Annotated in this window: 15 protein-coding genes; 10 read left to right on the plus strand and 5 right to left on the minus strand. The window is 69.2% G+C overall.

Annotated elements, in window-relative coordinates:
• Positions 1-426: 426 nt before the first annotated feature.
• Together ACQP2E_RS20635 and ACQP2E_RS20640 are read right to left on the minus strand one after the other, a co-directional pair.
• The gene (locus ACQP2E_RS20635; RefSeq protein ID WP_433824553.1) at positions 427-1,755 is read right to left on the minus strand and encodes a ferredoxin reductase family protein; all 1,329 of its coding nucleotides are present in this window, start codon (positions 1,753-1,755) and stop codon (positions 427-429) included.
• 81 nt (positions 1,756-1,836) lie between these two features.
• Entirely contained in the window at positions 1,837-3,237 is a 1,401-nt protein-coding gene (locus ACQP2E_RS20640; protein WP_433824554.1) for an FAD-binding oxidoreductase, read from the minus strand.
• Between the two features lie 139 nt (positions 3,238-3,376).
• Here ACQP2E_RS20640 and ACQP2E_RS20645 point away from each other — a divergent pair, with 139 nt between their 5' ends.
• From ACQP2E_RS20645 to ACQP2E_RS20655, 3 genes are all read left to right on the plus strand, one after another.
• The gene (locus ACQP2E_RS20645; RefSeq protein ID WP_433824555.1) at positions 3,377-5,245 is read left to right on the plus strand and encodes a BTAD domain-containing putative transcriptional regulator; all 1,869 of its coding nucleotides are present in this window, start codon (positions 3,377-3,379) and stop codon (positions 5,243-5,245) included.
• A 48-nt stretch (positions 5,246-5,293) separates the two neighbouring features.
• Positions 5,294-5,848: a type 1 glutamine amidotransferase domain-containing protein gene (locus ACQP2E_RS20650; RefSeq protein WP_433824556.1), complete on the plus strand. Its 555-nt coding sequence runs from the start codon at positions 5,294-5,296 to the stop codon at positions 5,846-5,848.
• A gap of 121 nt (positions 5,849-5,969) precedes the next feature.
• Positions 5,970-6,230, plus strand: a complete 261-nt coding sequence (locus ACQP2E_RS20655; protein WP_433824557.1) for a hypothetical protein — start codon at positions 5,970-5,972, stop codon at positions 6,228-6,230.
• A gap of 48 nt (positions 6,231-6,278) precedes the next feature.
• Here the strand turns inward: ACQP2E_RS20655 and ACQP2E_RS20660 are convergent, their stop codons facing one another.
• Positions 6,279-7,193, minus strand: a complete 915-nt coding sequence (locus ACQP2E_RS20660; protein WP_433824558.1) for an alpha/beta fold hydrolase — start codon at positions 7,191-7,193, stop codon at positions 6,279-6,281.
• Between the two features lie 81 nt (positions 7,194-7,274).
• Between ACQP2E_RS20660 and ACQP2E_RS20665 the strand changes: the two genes are divergently transcribed.
• The 3 genes from ACQP2E_RS20665 (at position 7,275) to ACQP2E_RS20675 (ending at position 10,480) form a co-directional block, all read left to right on the plus strand.
• The gene (locus ACQP2E_RS20665) at positions 7,275-8,204 is read left to right on the plus strand and encodes a helix-turn-helix transcriptional regulator (RefSeq protein ID WP_433824559.1); all 930 of its coding nucleotides are present in this window, start codon (positions 7,275-7,277) and stop codon (positions 8,202-8,204) included.
• Positions 8,205-8,569: 365 nt separating this feature from the next.
• Positions 8,570-9,670, plus strand: coding sequence for an MFS transporter (locus tag ACQP2E_RS20670; protein WP_433824560.1), 1,101 nt, complete (start codon positions 8,570-8,572; stop codon positions 9,668-9,670).
• A 45-nt stretch (positions 9,671-9,715) separates the two neighbouring features.
• On the plus strand, positions 9,716-10,480 hold the full coding sequence (locus ACQP2E_RS20675) for a winged helix-turn-helix domain-containing protein (RefSeq protein ID WP_433824561.1): 765 nt from the start codon (positions 9,716-9,718) through the stop codon (positions 10,478-10,480).
• A gap of 40 nt (positions 10,481-10,520) precedes the next feature.
• On the opposite strand, the gene ACQP2E_RS20680 is transcribed toward ACQP2E_RS20675, so the two are convergent.
• Positions 10,521-11,624: a cellulose binding domain-containing protein gene (locus ACQP2E_RS20680; protein WP_433824562.1), complete on the minus strand. Its 1,104-nt coding sequence runs from the start codon at positions 11,622-11,624 to the stop codon at positions 10,521-10,523.
• Positions 11,625-11,799: 175 nt separating this feature from the next.
• Here ACQP2E_RS20680 and ACQP2E_RS20685 point away from each other — a divergent pair, with 175 nt between their 5' ends.
• Positions 11,800-12,564 (plus strand): alpha/beta hydrolase family protein, encoded by a 765-nt coding sequence (locus tag ACQP2E_RS20685; RefSeq protein ID WP_433824563.1) that lies wholly within the window; start codon positions 11,800-11,802, stop codon positions 12,562-12,564.
• Positions 12,565-12,814: 250 nt separating this feature from the next.
• Positions 12,815-13,369: a GNAT family N-acetyltransferase gene (locus ACQP2E_RS20690; protein WP_433824564.1), complete on the plus strand. Its 555-nt coding sequence runs from the start codon at positions 12,815-12,817 to the stop codon at positions 13,367-13,369.
• Here the strand turns inward: ACQP2E_RS20690 and ACQP2E_RS20695 are convergent.
• Positions 13,366-13,830 carry a hypothetical protein gene (locus ACQP2E_RS20695; protein ID WP_433824565.1) on the minus strand — a complete coding sequence of 155 codons (465 nt, stop codon included), beginning with the start codon at positions 13,828-13,830 and terminating at the stop codon, positions 13,366-13,368. The genes ACQP2E_RS20690 and ACQP2E_RS20695 overlap by 4 nt on opposite strands.
• 330 nt (positions 13,831-14,160) lie before the next feature.
• On the opposite strand from ACQP2E_RS20695, the gene ACQP2E_RS20700 reads away from it, so the two are divergent.
• Both ACQP2E_RS20700 and ACQP2E_RS20705 read left to right on the plus strand, forming a co-directional pair.
• The gene (locus ACQP2E_RS20700; RefSeq protein WP_433824566.1) at positions 14,161-15,162 is read left to right on the plus strand and encodes a DUF3500 domain-containing protein; all 1,002 of its coding nucleotides are present in this window, start codon (positions 14,161-14,163) and stop codon (positions 15,160-15,162) included.
• Positions 15,159-16,469: a HupE/UreJ family protein gene (locus ACQP2E_RS20705; protein WP_433824567.1), complete on the plus strand. Its 1,311-nt coding sequence runs from the start codon at positions 15,159-15,161 to the stop codon at positions 16,467-16,469. Before ACQP2E_RS20700 ends, ACQP2E_RS20705 begins: the two co-directional genes overlap by 4 nt.
• Positions 16,470-16,712 lie beyond the last annotated feature (243 nt).

Consider the following 16,712-nt stretch of genomic DNA (forward strand, 5'->3'; position numbering starts at 1 on the left):
GGCGGGGCACTGAACACCCACGAGTCTCCAAGATCCGGCACCGTCCACCTGCCGTAGTGGCAGAGCGCCACCACAAAACACGCCAACCACCCGAAACCGACAAGCCACGGACGGCCGTCCAGCAAACTCGTGCACTCGTGGTCGATCGGCCGGCCAAACCGCACAAGATCTCCCAGCTACACCTCACACCGATAAACCGCCACGCCACCACGCCACCACACCGCCCCGAACCCGCTACCGCCCCACAAGTCGCGAAACCCGAATCCGCCTGGAAGAGCCTGGAACAGCCTGGAACAGCCAGCGAATCGCTCAACATCGCCGATCGATGACCTACCTCCAAGCGGCGGCAACGATGCGGAAGAGCCGGTTCGAGGCACACCCTCCTTCGCAGATCCAGAGCTTGTCGGGTCGGCGAGGTTCCACCTCTCAGCCGGCCAGGCGGAATCGTTCCGCATGGATTTGGGTACGCGGGACGCCCAGCTCCCCCAAAGCCTTGAGCACCGCCACCGTCAGCGCCTCCGGGCCGCAGATGAAGATGTCGCGATCGCGGATGTCCGGGACCAGCCGCCCAAGGTTCGCCGGCGCGAACGGCTGGTTCGGCGGGGATCCCTCGCCGGTGCGGCCGGTCAGCACGTGCAGCTCGGCGTTGCGCATGCCGGCCAGCGCCCGCAGCTCGGCGACCAGGACGGCCTGGCCCATCGTGGGCACCCGGTACAGCACGGTCATCGGACCGGTCAGGTCCTCCAGCAGGGCCCGGATCGGGGTGATGCCGATGCCGCCGGCGATCAGCAGGCTCGCCGGCCTGGTCCGGGCGAGGCTGGTCAGCGCGCCGTACGGGCCTTCGGCGAAGACCCGCGCGCCGACCGGCAGGTCACGCAGCCCCGTGCTGGTCCGGCCGATCGCCTTGGCGGTCAGCCGCAGCGACACCCCGTTCGGCGCGGCGGACAGCGACCACGGGTTGACCTGCCACCACGCGTTGTGCCCGGGGAACCGCCACAGCATGAACTGTCCGGCCAGCGCCGGAAGCTTGTCGAGATGCCGGCCGGTGACGTGCACCGACACCACGTCGTCGGCCTCCGGCACCACTGCGGCGACCCGGAAGCGGTGCCGCGCGTTGCGTACCAAAGGCATGCCGATCCGGCCGATCAGCAGCGCGGCGATGGCGAGGGTCCACAGCAGCCACCAGTACGCCCGGGACAGCGACGACGCGGTGAAGGTGGTGATCTCGAACATCTGGTGGATCAGCGCCAGCACGATCACGAGGTAGAGCAAGAGGTGAATGGCGTGCCAGGTCTCGTAGGAGAGGCGGCGGCGGGCGTACCGGGCGGAGACCACGGTCACCAGGCCGACGATCAGGAACGCGATCATGCCGAGCAGGACCGGGAACGATCCGGCCAGGCTGACGATCTGCACCGGCACCGGGTTGCCGTCGAGCTGGGCGAATCCGGTCACGATGAACGCCACGTGCGCGAGCAGCGTCCAGAACAGCGTGAAGCCGGTCCAGCGGTGGATCGTGGTCAGCTGATCCATGCCGAGCCGGCGATCGAGCCACGGCAGCCGGGCGATCAGCACCAGCTGGAAGATCATCACCAGGGCGACGTGCAGCCCGAGGAACCGGCCGATGGTGATCAGGACGTTCTTCTGCGGCACGTCCGCGGTGAAGAACATGACCCACACGAACAGCAGATTGAGGCCGAGGACCCCGAACAGCACCAGCCTGGCCGTCGCTCTGGGGATCTGGCTCGTGGCCGTCATGACGCTCAGCCTGCACCAGCGGGCCTGCGCCGCGCCATCCCCTGACCGTGGCGTGCGCTCCAGCGCGCACGCCACCGAGGGTCAGCTCGCCGGCGGGATGTTGTGGTTGATCCGGAACAGGTTCGCCGGGTCGAACCGGCGCTTGATGCCGGCGAGACGCTCGTAGGATTCCGGCGCGTAGGCCAGCGCCGCCGTCTGCGGGCCGGCGTCGTGGGCGAACATGAAGTTCGCATAGCGGCGGCCGGTCGACCACGGTGCGAGCGCGTCGATCAACCCCTGCTCGTAGGCGTGCAGCGCCGCGGCGTCCGGCGGGCCGCCCGCGGCGACCAGAAAGACGTTGTACAGCGTCTGGTCACGGTTGCCGACCGCGTTCGGCACTTCCGGGGTACGGCTCAGCGCGCCACCCATGTGCCGTACCTCAGCCAGCACCAGGGGCGAGTCGGCGCCCGGACCGGCGAACCGCAGGATCTCCTCGACGGCCTCCGCCGGCAGCTCCCGCAGCAACGCGCCGTGCTCGTGGAGCGGCAGCGGGTCGACCGGGTCGTTGTGCACCGCGGCGACCGCGGCATAGGGCATCGGCCCGACCGCGTCGATGATCGGCGTGCCGAGTTCGCGGAACGGCTGGACCAGCAGCGCGCCGTCGGACGGCCCACCGAGGTACGTGATCCGCAGGTGCGCGACGAGCCGGTCACGCAGCGGCTCCGGCACGAACGGCGCCGGCGGCAGGTGCAGCAGCCCGACCGAGGCGGACATCTCCTCCGGCAGGTCCTTCGTCCACTCCCGGAACAGGTGCAGCACGTCGCCGGCCAGCTCACCCGGGAAGAAGATGCCGCCGCCGTAGAACGCCTGGATCGGGAAGACGGTGAACTCGATGGCGACGACGACACCGAAGTTGCCCTTCGCGCCGCGCAGCGCCCAGAACAGGTCCGGCTCGGTCTCGGCGGTGACGTGGCGCAGCTCGCCGTCGGCGGTCACCACGTCCAGAGCGGTCACGTGGTCAGCGGCGTACCCGTGCTTGCGACCGAACGGGCCGAGGCCGCCGCCGAGGGTGTAGCCGACCACGGTCACCGTCGGCGACGAGCCGTTCAGCGCGGCCACACCGAGTTTGGCGGCCTGCTCGACGAACTCCGCCCAGCGCACACCTGCCTCGACCCGGGCGGTCCTGGCGTTCTCGTCGATGGCCAGGCCGGCAAGCCGGCGGGTGGTGATCAGCACGGCGCCGTCCGACGACACCGAGCTGCCGTGGCCGGCGCCGAGAACGGCGACCGGCAGGTCATGGGCGGCGGCGAACCGGACCGCCGCCTGCACGTCGGCGGCGCTGGTGGCGCCGACGACCACCGCCGGGGTGTGCACCACGGTCAGGTTGTAGGTGGGGATCTCCTCCGCGTAGCCCTCGTCCCCGGGCACGAGGACGGGACCGCCGACGGTCGCCGTCAGTGCGGCGATGTCGGCCGCGGAAAAGGTACCGGGAGTGCTGCTCACGTGGATCGGCCTCTCTGCAATTTCCTGGTTGTTGTGCGGCCATCAAGCACCTGCCGATGTCGACGAAGAGTTGGCGAAAAGTAGATGCGCAGCTCAGGCCGGTGGCGACGGGTCGCAGCGACCGGCTTGAATAGGGGGCATGACAACGACTCTTCGGATCTCGGTACTCGGCCCGGTGCGGGCCTGGCGAGGCGACGAGGAGCTTGATCTCGGTACGCCGCAACAGCGCGCCGTGCTGGCCGCGCTGGTGCTGCGCGAGGGCCGGCAGGCCACCACGGAAGCGCTGATCGACGCGGTCTGGGGTGACGACCCGCCGCGTACCAGCGCCTTGACCTTGCGTACCTATGTGTCCCGCCTGCGGCAGGTCCTCGGCGCCGACGTGATCGTCACGGCGGGCGGCGGCTATCTGCTGCGGCTGGAGCCCGGGACCCTGGACCTGGCGGATTTCACCGCGGCGGTGGCGCAGGCCCGCGCGGCGCGCGACCCCGGCGACGCCGCCCGGCTGCTCCACGAGGCTGAGGGTTTGTGGCAGGGGCCGGCTCTGGCCGACATTCCCGGCTCGTACGCGGCCGCGCAGCGTGTACGGCTGGAGCGGGAACGGCAGACGGCCAGTGAGCAACGCCTTGCTCTGGACGTCGCCTCCGACCGGGCGGGTGTGGCGGTGACCGAGCTGAGCGCCCTGGTCGAGGAGCAACCGCTCGATGAGAATCTGAGCGGGCTGTACATGGTGGGGCTGTCCCGGACCGGGCGGCAGGCAGCCGCCATCGCCGAATACGGGCGGATCCGGGACCGGCTCGCCGATGAGCTGGGACTCGATCCGGGTGCGGCCCTGCGCGACGTCCACCAGCGGATCCTGGTCGGCGAGCTGTCGCCGGCCGTGGTTCTGCCGCCGGCCGTGGTTCTGCCGCCGGCGATCGCCCTGCCGCCGGCCGGGGTGCCCGCGCCGGAGCAGCTGCCGCTCGGCAACCGGGACTTCGTGGGGCGTGCCGCGCTGCTCGACCAGCTCGCCGGCCTGCTGGTCACGCCGGGCGTCAGCGCGCCGGTCGTCGGCATCGTCGGGCTGGGTGGCATGGGCACCAGCACCGTTGCGATCCACCTCGCTCAGCGCGTCCGGCCGTCGTACCCGGACGGGCAGCTCTACGCCGATCTGCGCGCGGGCGGCGACGCCGGTGCGGTGCTGACCGGATTCCTGCGGGCGTTCGGCGTGCCGGCCACCGAGGTTCCGGACGCTTTGCCGGAGCGGGCGGCGTCATGGCGTACCCTCTCGTGCGGCCGGCGGCTGCTCGTCGTGCTGGACCATGTGGCAACTGCGGAGCAGTTGCGTCTGTTGCTGCCGGCCGGAACCGGCAGCGCCGCGATCATCACCGGCAGCCGGCGCATCCCCGACCTGCCGGTCACCCAGTGGGTCACCCTGCCGGCCTTCGCCCCGGAGGAGTCCGTCGAACTCTTCCGCCGCATCGCCGGCCGCGACCGTGTCAACACCGAACACGACGCCGCCTTGCGCTTCGCGGCGGCTTGCTCTCACCTGCCGCTGGCGGTACGCCGCGGCGCTGAACGCCTGGCCGCCAGGCCGACGTGGTCAGTGGCTTCGATCGGCGAACGGCTGCGGGTGGAGATGCGCCAGCCGGTGGCCCTGCACGAGGACTGTGTTCGCGTCGAGGCGCCGTTCGAACGCGATCTATCGGCGCTGCGGGCCGCTGACCCGCTGGCGGCGGTGGCGTTCGGTCTGGCTGCTCTCCCGGAGCCTGAGGAGATCACGGTGCAGGTGGCGGCCCGGCTGCTGGATCTGCCGGAGACGGAGGCGGAGCGGTTGATGGAGTTGCTTGTGGACGCGCATCTGGTCGAGCCGGCGGGTTACCAGCGGTACCGGTATCACGAGATCGTGCGCTGGTTCGCGAGGCGCAAGGCGATCGCGGCACACAGCCAGGCGTACCGCGACGCGGTCCTGGCCCGCCTCGGGCAGGCCGGAGCGTCGACGCTGCCGCAGCGAGCGCTACGCGCCGTTTGAGAAAGAGGCTGCCGGGCATGGCAGTCGTATCGGATCGCGGAAAGGACAATGATGGCAATCTCCACAAGCACACGGGTGGCTTTCCTTGTCTCCGAAGAAGGCATCGAGCAGGCCGAATTGACCGAGCCCTGGCAGGCCGTCGAAAAAGCCGGGGCGACGCCGGCGCTGGTGTCGTTGAAGCCAGGCACCGTCCAAGGCTTCCACCACCTCGACAAAGCCGACACCTTCGACGTGGACGTGACTCTGGACGACGCCCAGGCCGCCGACTACAGCGCCCTGGTCCTGCCGGGCGGCGTTCCCAACGGCGACCTCTTGCGTACGCAGAAACCAGCCGTCGAATTCGTCAAGGCGTTCGCCGCCGCCGGTAAACCCATCGCCGTGATCTGCCACGGCGGATGGGTGCTGATCGAGGCAGGCGTGGTCAAGGGCCGGACCGTCACGTCCTGGCCGTCGCTGGCGACGGACTTCACCAACGCCGGCGCGACCTGGGTGGACCAGGAGATCGTGGTGGACACCGACGGCTTCCCGCTGATCAGCAGCCGCAAGCCGGACGACCTGCCGGCCTTCACTGAGAAGCTGGTCGCCGCCCTGCCGCAGGCCTGATGCCGCATCGCACGGACGAGGGTCCCGCTCATCACGAGTGGGACCCTCGTCCGTCAGCCGCCCCATGTCCGGCCGGACAACGGGTCCGCAAGAACAACCACCCGGTCGAAAACTGGGTCGAATGCTGCTGCGCTCGACAGCGGGCAGCATCACGACGCTGGCCGGTGTTCTGCTGATCCTGCCGGGCCTGATGATGCTGCTGCCCGGGTCGCTCGCCGAGACCGTCTCGCCGTACCTGCCGAGCAACGCCGGGAGCGCGATCATGGCGCTGAACCCGTCCGACGGGTCGTTGTCGCCGTGGGCCGGACTGGCCGTGTTCAGCGGTTATGTCGTCGTGGCGCTCGGCCCGGCCGCGTACCGCCTGAAGAAGACCGGCGTCTGACAAGCGCAACCGACGAGGGTCCCGGGCGGGACCCTCGTCGTTCACTCGTCAGAGCTGGTCGAGCCACTTCAGGATCAGCTGGTTCGTCTCCTCCGGTTTTTCCTGCTGGATCCAGTGGCCGCAATCGAGGCTGACCACTTCCACGCCGGGCACGAACTCAGCGAGCCGTTCCGATTTCGCGACCAGGTCACGGTCGCCGTAAATCATCAGGGTGGGCTGCCGGATCACGGGGTCCACGCCGGCCAGCAGATGCCAGTTGCGGTCCAGGTTCCGGTACCAGTTGATGCTGCCGGTGAACCCTGTCGACGCGAAGGCGGAGACGAAGACGGCCAGTTCGCTGTCGCTCATCACGGGCTCTCCTGGTGCGGTCTCCGTTCTGGCGAGTTCGATCAACGACATCGGAGGCGCGTTCCTCCGGTACAGGTTGCGCAGGAACGGGAAGGTGTTCTCGTCGAACACGGCGTCCGCGACACCTGGCTGCCGGTTGAAGTGGACGAAATAGAAATCGCCGCCGAGCACCTCCTCCATCACCTCGATCCAGGGCTTCTCGCCACGCTCCTGGTACGGCAGGCTCAGGTTCACCACGCCGTTCACCCGGTCCGGATGCAGCAGGGTCAGGCCCCACACGACCATCGCACCCCAGTCATGGCCGACGAAGGTGGCGTCCTGGTACCCGTAGTGATCGAGAAGTGCGACGAGGTCGCCCGCCAGGTGCTCGATGTCGTACGCCGTCACCTCGGCCGGACGCGATGAGTTCCCGTATCCCCGCTGGTTCGGGACGATGACGTGATAGCCCGCTGCGGCAAGCGCCGGGATCTGATGCCGCCACGAGAAGGCCAGCTCCGGCCAGCCGTGGCAGAGCACGATGGGTCGTCCCGCATGGTGCCGGCCTGCTTCGAAGACTTCGAGTTCCACCCCGTTGACCGCGATGAGGGTGGGCTCGGGAAATTCCGGTGAGGTCATGCGGCCATCGTGCGGACCGAAACCGGTCATCCCGTGACCGCTTTCACGGGGAGTGTTGCCGGTGTGCGAGCTGACCGGCTGATGGCCCTCCTTCTTCTCCTGCAACGGCGGGAGCAGGTGACAGCGGCAGAGGTCGCCCGGGAACTGGAGATCTCCGAGCGCACCGCCCGCCGCGACCTCGACGCCCTGTCCATGGCCGGCGTGCCGGTGTACTCCCTGCAGGGCCGGGGCGGCGGCTGGCGCCTCGTCGGCGGCGCCCGCACCGACCTGTCCGGGCTGACCGCGGGTGAGGCCCGCGCGTTGTTCCTGGTCGCCGGACCGGCCTCGGCAGCGACGCCGGCCGTGAAAGCGGCGCTGCGCAAGCTGGTCCGTGCCCTGCCGGAGCCCTTCCGGGTGCAGGCCGAGGCAGCGGCGTCGTCGCTGGTCGTGGACCCGCAGCGGTGGGGGTCGAGCCGGGCCGAGCCCCGGCCGCCCCGATTTCTAGACGACCTGCAGGACGCGGTGATCCGTGGCGTGCAGGTGCGGCTCGGATACGTCGACCGCAACGGCGCCGGGACCGAGCGAACCGTCCACCCGCTGGGCATCGTCGCCAAAGGTTTGTCGTGGTATCTCGTCGCGGGAACGGAGACCGGCCGGCGGACCTTCCGGATCGACCGGGTGTCGTCCGCCGACCCGACCGGCGACCCCGTGCACCGGCCCGCCGACTTCGACCTTGCCGGGAGCTGGCGCGAGATCGCCGACGAGGTCGACCGCAAGCGAACACCCCTGGAGGCCCAGGCCTTGTGTACGCCCGGCGGGATAGGCGTGCTCCGGATGGCGTTCGGCAGCCGGCTCGACGTCGGAGGCTCCACGACCGGCGGCCGCATCCAGGTCGTGATCCGCGGCAGCGACGAGTACATCCTCGCCGGCGAACTCGCCGGGCTGGCCGCATGGATCGAGGTGACCGGACCTCCCGGTGTGCGAGGCCACCTGGCCTCGCTCGGCAGCACGCTGCTCAAGCGATACGGCTGAGAGAGATCGATATTGTTCGCGGTGCGGCTTCGCGACCTGACGAGTTCTACGACCACGCCCTCGCCGCCACCGTGCCGAGAACCCGCCGGTGCTGCCGTAGCCTCCTCGGCACGGTGAGGACCCGGCGGACTGCGGCAGCTGTGACCGGCGTGACGAGGGCCTCTGGTTCAACGAGCGCTGGCGGCTGAGCCGGATCTCGTGGTGGAGGCGCTGCTGGCGTCGTCCGGGGGCAGCCGCAAACCGCTATCGTGACCACCGTGGACAAACGCATACCCGGTTGCTGAGCACGCGCTGACGCATCCCGTCATCGCGTGCTGCCCCGTTGACGGCGCGGCACGTCCCTCTCCATCGTCAGGGGCTGTTCCGTGCTGCGTCACCGTGATTTCCGTACCTTCTGGCTCGGCCAGACCGCATCCCAGATCGGCGAGCACACCAGCCTGGTGATCCTGCCGCTGATCGCCGTCATGACACTCGGCGTGAGCGCGAACCAGCTCGGCGTGCTGCGGGCTGCCGGGCAGGCCCCGCTGCTGCTGTTCGCGTTGTTCGCCGGCGTGTGGGTGGACCGCTGGCGTACGCGTACCCTCATGGTCTGCTCCGACCTGGCCCGGGCGTCGGTGATGGCTGTCATCCGCGCGGCCGCCCTCTGGGGCGGCCTCGGCGTGCCGGTGCTGGTGGCAGGCGCTTTCGTGGTCGGCACGCTGTCGGTGTTCTTCGATGTCGCCTATCAGGCGGCGCTGGTCCGGCTGGTGTCTCGCGACCAGTTGTTGCGGGGCAACAGCATGGTGGAGGGAAGCCGGTCGGCGGCGCAGATGGGCGGCCCCGCGCTCGGTGCGTCGCTGGTGACGCGTTTCATCACCGCCAGTCCGGTGCTGCGCGCGATCTGCCTGGCGTCGGCGGCATTCCAGTTCTCGTTCGCCGCGACCATGACGGTCTACCTGCTCTTTCTGCCGCGACAGCTGGGACTGTCCGGCACGGTCATCGGCGTGGTGCTGGCCGCGACCGGCGCGGGCGCGATCGGCGGGTCACTGCTCGCGACCCGGCTGCCGAGCCGTTTCGGGTACGGTCCGGTGCTGGTCACGGCCGCGTTCGCCGGTGACGGTGTGATGCTGGTCGTGCCCGCGCTGCACGGCGATACAGCGGCGGCAGTAGCCACCCTGATCGTGATCAACCTGGTGTTCGGCGCCTTCGGCCAGCTCGTCAACGTCACGATCATGGCCGTGCGCCAGGCGGTCACACCGGCGGCGCTGCAGGGCCGGGTGGCCGCGACGATCACCTTCGCCGGCATGGGGACGACCCCGCTCGGGTCGCTCGTGGGTGGTCTTCTCGCTGCTCAATACGGCTTGGGTACGGCGCTGGCACTCACGTCCGCAGGAATGCTCCTGTCTCCGGCGCTGATCGCGGCGTCGCCGCTGGCTCGTCTGGACCATGACCCTGCGCGATATCCGTTGGTAACAGTCCGCGATTAGCGTGCAGACCAGCGCAGCTCCACCGGCGCCGCCATGATCGGAAGGGTGCCAATGAACCTCCTCCTGCTCACGGATAGCCATCTCGATGTGCTGCCGGTTCTCGACCTGCTCCCGCACGCCGTCAAGGTCGCCCCCCGCGACAGCTGGGCGGAGGCGATCAAGGAGCCTGACCTGGCCGTGGTCGTGATCGACGCCACCGGGCAGCTCAGCCAGGCCCGCGCGACCTGCCGCGCGCTCCGCGCCAGCGGCATCACCGCTCCGCTGATCGCTTTGGTACGCGACGCCGGCCTGGCCGCGATCGGCGTCGACTGGTGCATCGACGACTTCGTCCTGACCACCGCCGGCCCGGCCGAGGTGGCAGCGCGGCTGAGCCTCGTGGTGGGCCGGCGCGGGATGGAGAGCACCGCGGGCGAGGAGCTGATCCAGATCGGCGACCTCACCATCGACCCGCACAGCTACGTCACCCGGCTGCGGGGCGAGAACCTCGCACTGACGTACAAGGAGTTCGAGCTCCTGAAGTTCCTCGCCCAGCAGCCCGGCCGGGTCTTCAGCCGTGACCAGCTGCTGCGCGAGGTCTGGGGTTACGACTACTTCGGCGGCACCCGCACCGTGGACGTGCACGTGCGTCGCCTGCGTGCCAAGCTCGGGCCGCGCTGCGAGACGATGATCGGCACGGTTCGCCAGGTCGGCTACAAGTTCGTGATGCCGTCGAACGGCCGCGGCGCCCCGGCCAGGGCGTACGACGACGGCCTGACCGCCTCCGAGGCCGCGTGGGACGAGTCGCTGATCGCGATGACCGCACAGCCGTGATCGTCGTGGGCCGGGCGGTTCGCCCGGCCCACGCACCCCGTCAGCTGTAGTTCAGCGAGAAGCTGTTGACGGTGAAGTTCGACTGCCCGGCGGTGCCGGTGATCTCGAAGCCGAACTGGGCCTCGCCGATCGTCACGTCACCCCACCAGTTGTTGGTGCGCAGCCAGTTCAGCACGGCCAGGACGTCGATCGAGCCCGCGCTGGTGTTGGTCCGCACGAACGAGAAGACCGCGTTGGCGCCGTTCGAACCCCGGTAGACGTTCCAGGTGTGCCCGCCGACCGTCAGGTTACGGACGTTCGGGACAGCACCGTTCGCGTCGTACTGTTCCGCGATCGGACCCACCGCGCCGGCCTGGTTCGTCCAGATCATCACTTCGTACGCGTGATTGTTGGCCCAGATGTCGTACGCGGTCGTGTAGTCGCCGCTGCTGGGAACTGTCACGTTGAACGAGCTGCTCAGGGTGGACAGCGAGCTCAGCGTCCGGTTCAGCGTCTTGCCGGTGTTCGGGTACGACTTCACGCCGCTGGTGCGCGGGTGGCTGGCGACGACACCCCAGTTGGTGCCGGTCCGGGCCCAGATCGTCTGCGTGCCGGCACCGGCACCCCAGATGTTGTTGTAGAGCGTGTACCCGTTGTTCGTCCACGACGCCCACTGACCGGAGTCCACCCAGGCCGCGTCGGCGGGCACGCCGGTGCTGGGCTGAGTGGTGGCCGACGGGCTCGGGTTTGTCACACCCCCCGTGCAGGCGGTTCCGTTCAGCGTGAAGGCTATTGGGGCCGGGTTGCTGCTGGCGGACGACGCGCCGTTGAAGCCGAACGACGCGGTGCCGTTGGTCACGATCGACCCGTTGTACCCGGCATTACGTGCGGTAACCGTCGATCCGGATTGGGTCAGCGTGGTGTTCCACGCCTGGGTCACGGTCTGCCCGCCCGCGTAGGACCACACCAGCGCCCAGGAGCTCAGCGGGTCGCCGAGGTTCGTGATGGTGACGGAGGCGCCGAACCCGCCGGCCCATTGGCTGTTCACGGCATAGTTGACGCGGCATCCTGCGGCCGCGGCGGCCGGCATGACCGCGACCAGGGCGGTGCTTGCGGTGATGGCCGCGGTCGCGGCCAAGGACAGGGCGAGGGTACGTGTGGACATGGCTGGTCCGATCTCGTGGGGATCACTCAGTGCTCGTCGAATCGCTTCGACTGCCCGGACGGGGATTTCCCGGACAAGGGTGCGAGATTGCGTAGATGTTACGCGGGAGCGCTCCCGGACATCAAGCGATGTCTATACTTCGCCCGGCTCCGGATTGCGCCCTTAAAATCCAGGCGTGCCCGAACGCGTGCGATTCGCCAGTACCCGAGGACCCGAACTGGCCGGGCTCATCGACCCGCCCGCCGAGCCGGTGCGCGGCTGGGGCGTGTTCGCCCACGGATTCGCGCTCAGCAAGGACTCGCCGGCCGCGTCCCGGACCTGCAAGCAACTGGCATCCGAGGGCATCGGCATGCTGCGCTTCGACGCGCTCGGCCTCGGCGACTCCGACGGCGACTGGGGCGACGGCTCGTTCGACGTGAAGGTCGACGACACCGTCCGGGCCGCCGAGTTCCTGGCCGGACGCGGCACCCCGCCGGACATCCTGGTCGGCCACTCCCTCGGCGGCGCCGCGGTGATCGCCGCCGCCGGCCGCGCCCCCAGCGTCCGCGCCGTCGCCACCATCGGCGCGCCCTTCGAACCGAAGAACGTGGAACGGCACTACGAAGCACTCGTCGACCGGGTCATCGAGGACGGCCACGCCGAGTGGCTGGTCGGCGGCAAGGCGCTGATCCTCAAACGCAGCCTGGTCGAGGACTTCCGCCGCGCCGAGCTGCGCCACCACGTGATCGAGCTCGGGCTGCCCCTGCTGGTGATGCACTCCCCCACCGACAGCACCGTGGACGTGGCCAACGCCAGCCGCATCTTCCAGGCGGCGAGGCACCCCCGCAGCTTCGTGTCTCTGGAGGGCTCCGACCACCTGCTGACCGCACCCGGCCAGGCCCAGCGAGCCGCCCGCGTGATCAGCGCCTGGGCCGACCCTTACTTACCAGGTCAGAAATAGAGGACCAGCCGCGATCTTGAGCGATTACCCACCCTTCCCGGTGGACAATCACTCAAGATCGGCAGGAACCAGCTCGTGAATTGGCTCAGCGCCCGCTCCGGTGATCCGGCCGGATACGGCGGCTGCGGGTCGTGACGCGTGCCGCCACGACCACGGTGTCGGGCAGTGGCGGCCGGCAGGTCAAGATCACCTTTCCGGAACCTCCGGCTGCAAAGCTGTCGAGACCTCCTCGACAGATCGGCGGAACGGCATGCCCGCACCCATCAACGACGTGACCCTGCGCCACTCCGGCGGCGACGAAGCGCTGGAAATGCGCGAACACCTGCTCCCCATCTATGCCGCGACCCGCGCCCACCTGGCCGGCAACCCCTTCTACCAACCCGCCAACTTCTGGTCCCGCCTCGCTGGCATCCACATCAAGAGCCGCGACTTCGACCTGGTCACTGCCTGGATCAACACCACCTGCATTGGGTACGCCTTCGGCAGCCCCAGTGACGCCGACAGCACGCTCACGGCCCAGTTGACAGCCACATTCCCCGATGTTGGTCCGACCAGCCCGGTCTATGTCTTGCGCGAGTTCTCCGTCGACCCGGCTCATCAGCGGCACGGCCACGGCGCCCGCATCCACGACGAACTGCTGCGCGGACGGCCCGAGCGATTCGCCCGCCTGCTGGTGCGGGCCGACAACGAGCCCGCGAAGGCTGCCTACCGCCGATGGGGATGGGTCACCGTCGGAACGGAGCAGCCGTTCGAGAACTCCTCGCCGTTCGACGCGATGGCCCTCGACATCCGGCAGCGGATCTAGGTTTCGTCCTCCGGCTGCGCCTGCCGTTCGGCGCGCAGTGCGTCCAGCCGGGCCTGGGCACGCTGCACCGCATCGCGCGATCGTTCCAGGAACGCGTCGCTGCGGTCCAGGCGCGCGACCTCGCGCGTGAACGCTCCTTGAATCCGTTCCAGCGGATCGGGCTCGCCGGGATGGTTGTCCCGCTCGTCCAGCAGGCGCTCGCGGGCGCTGGCGTTCGACTCACGGCCGTCCGCGATCGCCTCGCGCTCGTCGGCCCGGCGACCGCGCTGTTCCGCCGCGACCTCGCGCTCCGCGACGAGCCGTTCCCGCTCCTCGACCGCGGTACGCCGAGCACCGAGCGCCGCCTCCTGGCGGGCCAGCCGCTGTTCCCTGGCCTCCAGAAGGCGTTCCCGGGCATCGAGCTTCTGTTCACGCTCGTTCAGATGGAGGTCGCGCTCGTTCCAGCGGTCATCGGGAAACACCACCTGATCGTAATTCCACCACCGCGGGATCGGTGTCCTGCCCTGGCCGCGCCTCCCCCGTAAGACCTTTGCCTCGATTAACATCAAAAGCGACAAAGGCCACTTTCTTGAGTACGGTCGAAGCGATCAGAAACGGACAGGATGTCCGCCAACCGAAGGGCCTGCTTCATGCGTACCAAAGTGATGGTGTCCGGGGTTTTGATCTTTGCCATGGCTGCCGGCGGATGTGGATCCGGCGATGACGCCACCGACGGGGCCGGCACCGCCGCGAGCAGTGCCGCGCCGCAGGGAAGTGGATCGCAAGGCGGCGGTCCCGGAGGCGGCGGTACCATGCAGACCTTCACCGCGGTCAACCTCAACACCGACGGTGACAGTGCCGGCGGGGCGAACAGCGCTGAGGTGGCCGCCGCCGCGACGGCGTTCCTGGCAACGCTCGACGCCGCGCTGCTGGCGAAGGTGCAGTACGACTTCACCGCCAACCAGGCACGCCAGACCTGGTCCAACTATCCGACCTCCACGGTTGCCCGCGAAGGTGTGCCGCTGAAGGATCTCAGCGAGGCCCAGCAGACCGCGGCGCTGGCGATGCTGAAGGTGGCGCTCAGTGACGACGGGTACCAGCAGGTGCTCGACATCCGTAAAGCCGACGACTACCTGAACAGCCTCGGCGGCGCGGGTGCGGACGGGTTCGGCGCCCTGGTCGACTACAACGTGGCCGTCTTCGGAAAGCCGTCGGCGACCACGCCGTTCATGGTGCAGTTCGGCGGGCACCACCTCGCCCGCAACCTCACCTACAACGGGGACAAGGTCAGCCAGACCCCGCAGTTCGTCGGCTCCGAGCCGATCTCCTTCGTGATCGACGGCGCGACCGTCGAGCCGGTCAAAGCCGAGTCCACCGCGGTGTTCGCGATGATCGCCGGGCTCAGCGCCGACCAGCAGAGCGCCGCGAAACTCACCTCCGGCACCTACGACGACCTGCTGATGGGACCCACCCACGACGACGGCGAGTTCCCCGCCACCGAAGGCCTCGCCGTCGCCGAGCTCAGTGCCGGCGAAAAAGACCTGGTCGTCGCGGCGATGAAGGCGTACGTCGCTGACCTCGACGACGACGCGGCGGCCAAATCCCTCGCGAAGTACGAGTCGGAACTCGGTTCCACGAAGATCGCGTGGGCGAACAACACCGGGCCCAGTGACGAGAGCAGCTACATCCGCATCGACGGCCCCAGCGTGTGGATCGAATTCATCAACACCCGCAGCCGCAGCACGCCCGACATCCACTTCCACTCGGTCTATCGGGACAAGACCAACGACTACGGCAGCACGAAGCCGTCATGAGGTTCAGCCGGCTGATCGCGTGCGTCGTCATGGCGTACGCGATCCTCGCGGCGCTCGCGCCCAGCGGCGCCGCAGCGCACCCCCTCAGCACGACCGCGATCCTGCTGGAAGCCGGGCCGCAGACGGTGACCGGCAGTGTCCAGCTGCCGATCGACCGCCTCGAAATCGCCCTGAACGAGCCGCTCACCGCCGCTGGAGTGGTGGAGCCGGCGAAACTCGGCGAGCTCCGCGATTACGTGTCCGGCCACATCTCCGCATCGTCCTCGGACGGTTCCTGGAATGTCACGCTCACCGGCGGCCGGGTGGAGCCGGTCGACGGCGCCGACCACCTCGTCTTCGACCTCGATCTCGATCCGGGTGACGGCGCGATCGGCGACTTCACGCTCACCTACGACGCGATCCTGCACCAGATCGTCTCCCACCAGGTGTTCGTCGCGATGCGGTCGTCCGGCGACGAGGCATACACGACGGTGGGCGTGCTCAACTGGCAACGGCACAGCATCACCGTGCCGGTATCCGGCGCCGCCACCACCGGGTCCGGGTTCGCCGCCGCGCTGCGTCTCGGCGTCGCACACATCGCCGAGGGAGCGGATCACCTGCTCTTCCTGATCATGCTGTTGCTGCCCGCACCGCTGCTGGCCCGGCGCGGGCGCTGGGTACCCGGCAGCGACCTGCGCCGCAGCTGCCTGCGGGTGGTGCACGTGGTGACCGCGTTCGCGATCGGGCACTCCGTCACACTGGCGCTCGCGGCGCTCGGCTACATCAGCCTGCCGACCCGGCTGGTCGAAAGCCTCATCGCGCTGTCGGTGCTGGTCTCCGGCGTGCATGCGCTCCGGCCGCTGGTACGCGGCGGCGAGGCCTGGATCGCCGCCGGTTTCGGGCTGATGCACGGCCTCGCGTTCGCCGCCCTGATCGGCGACCTCGGCCTCGGCCGTAGCAACCTGGTGGCCGATCTGCTCGGATTCAACCTCGGCATCGAGATCACCCAGCTGCTCGTGGTGGCGCTGCTCATGCCGTCACTGCTGCTGATCAGCCGGACCCGCGCGTACCCGGCCTGCCGGATCGTGCTGGCCGGGACCGGCATCGTGCTGGCCGCGGCATGGCTTGCCGAACGCACCACGCTGATCTCCGGCAATCCACTCGAACCGGTCACCCAGCAGTTGGTCGAGCACCCGCTCGCCGTGGCGGCGACATTCGCCGTGGTGGCGGTGGCGGCGTCCCGTTTCGGCCCGCCGGCGCCGGATCAGAAGACGCCGGGCCAGAGGGAGGTGGCTCAGAGGGAGGAGGCCAGGGCGGGCACTTCCTAATCTGGTTCCGCACGGCTTCAGCACCCTGGAAAGTCCACCGAGAGCAAAGCCTTGAGCACCGCGTGCTCGCGCTCAGTCATCGGTCTTGCGGCCATGCTGATCATGGTCTCGTCGGCAGGCGGAAGCGAGCACCCGCAATTGCCGCCGATCGGGCGTTGCCGGAGTTCAGGCTCGATCTTGGAGATCGGTGGGTGTTCTGACCCCCACCGATCTCCATAAAGCCAGCACGACCCGGGAACGCGT

The organism is Actinoplanes sp. CA-015351, from assembly GCF_050955685.1.
Classification (GTDB): Bacteria; Actinomycetota; Actinomycetes; order Mycobacteriales; family Micromonosporaceae; genus Actinoplanes.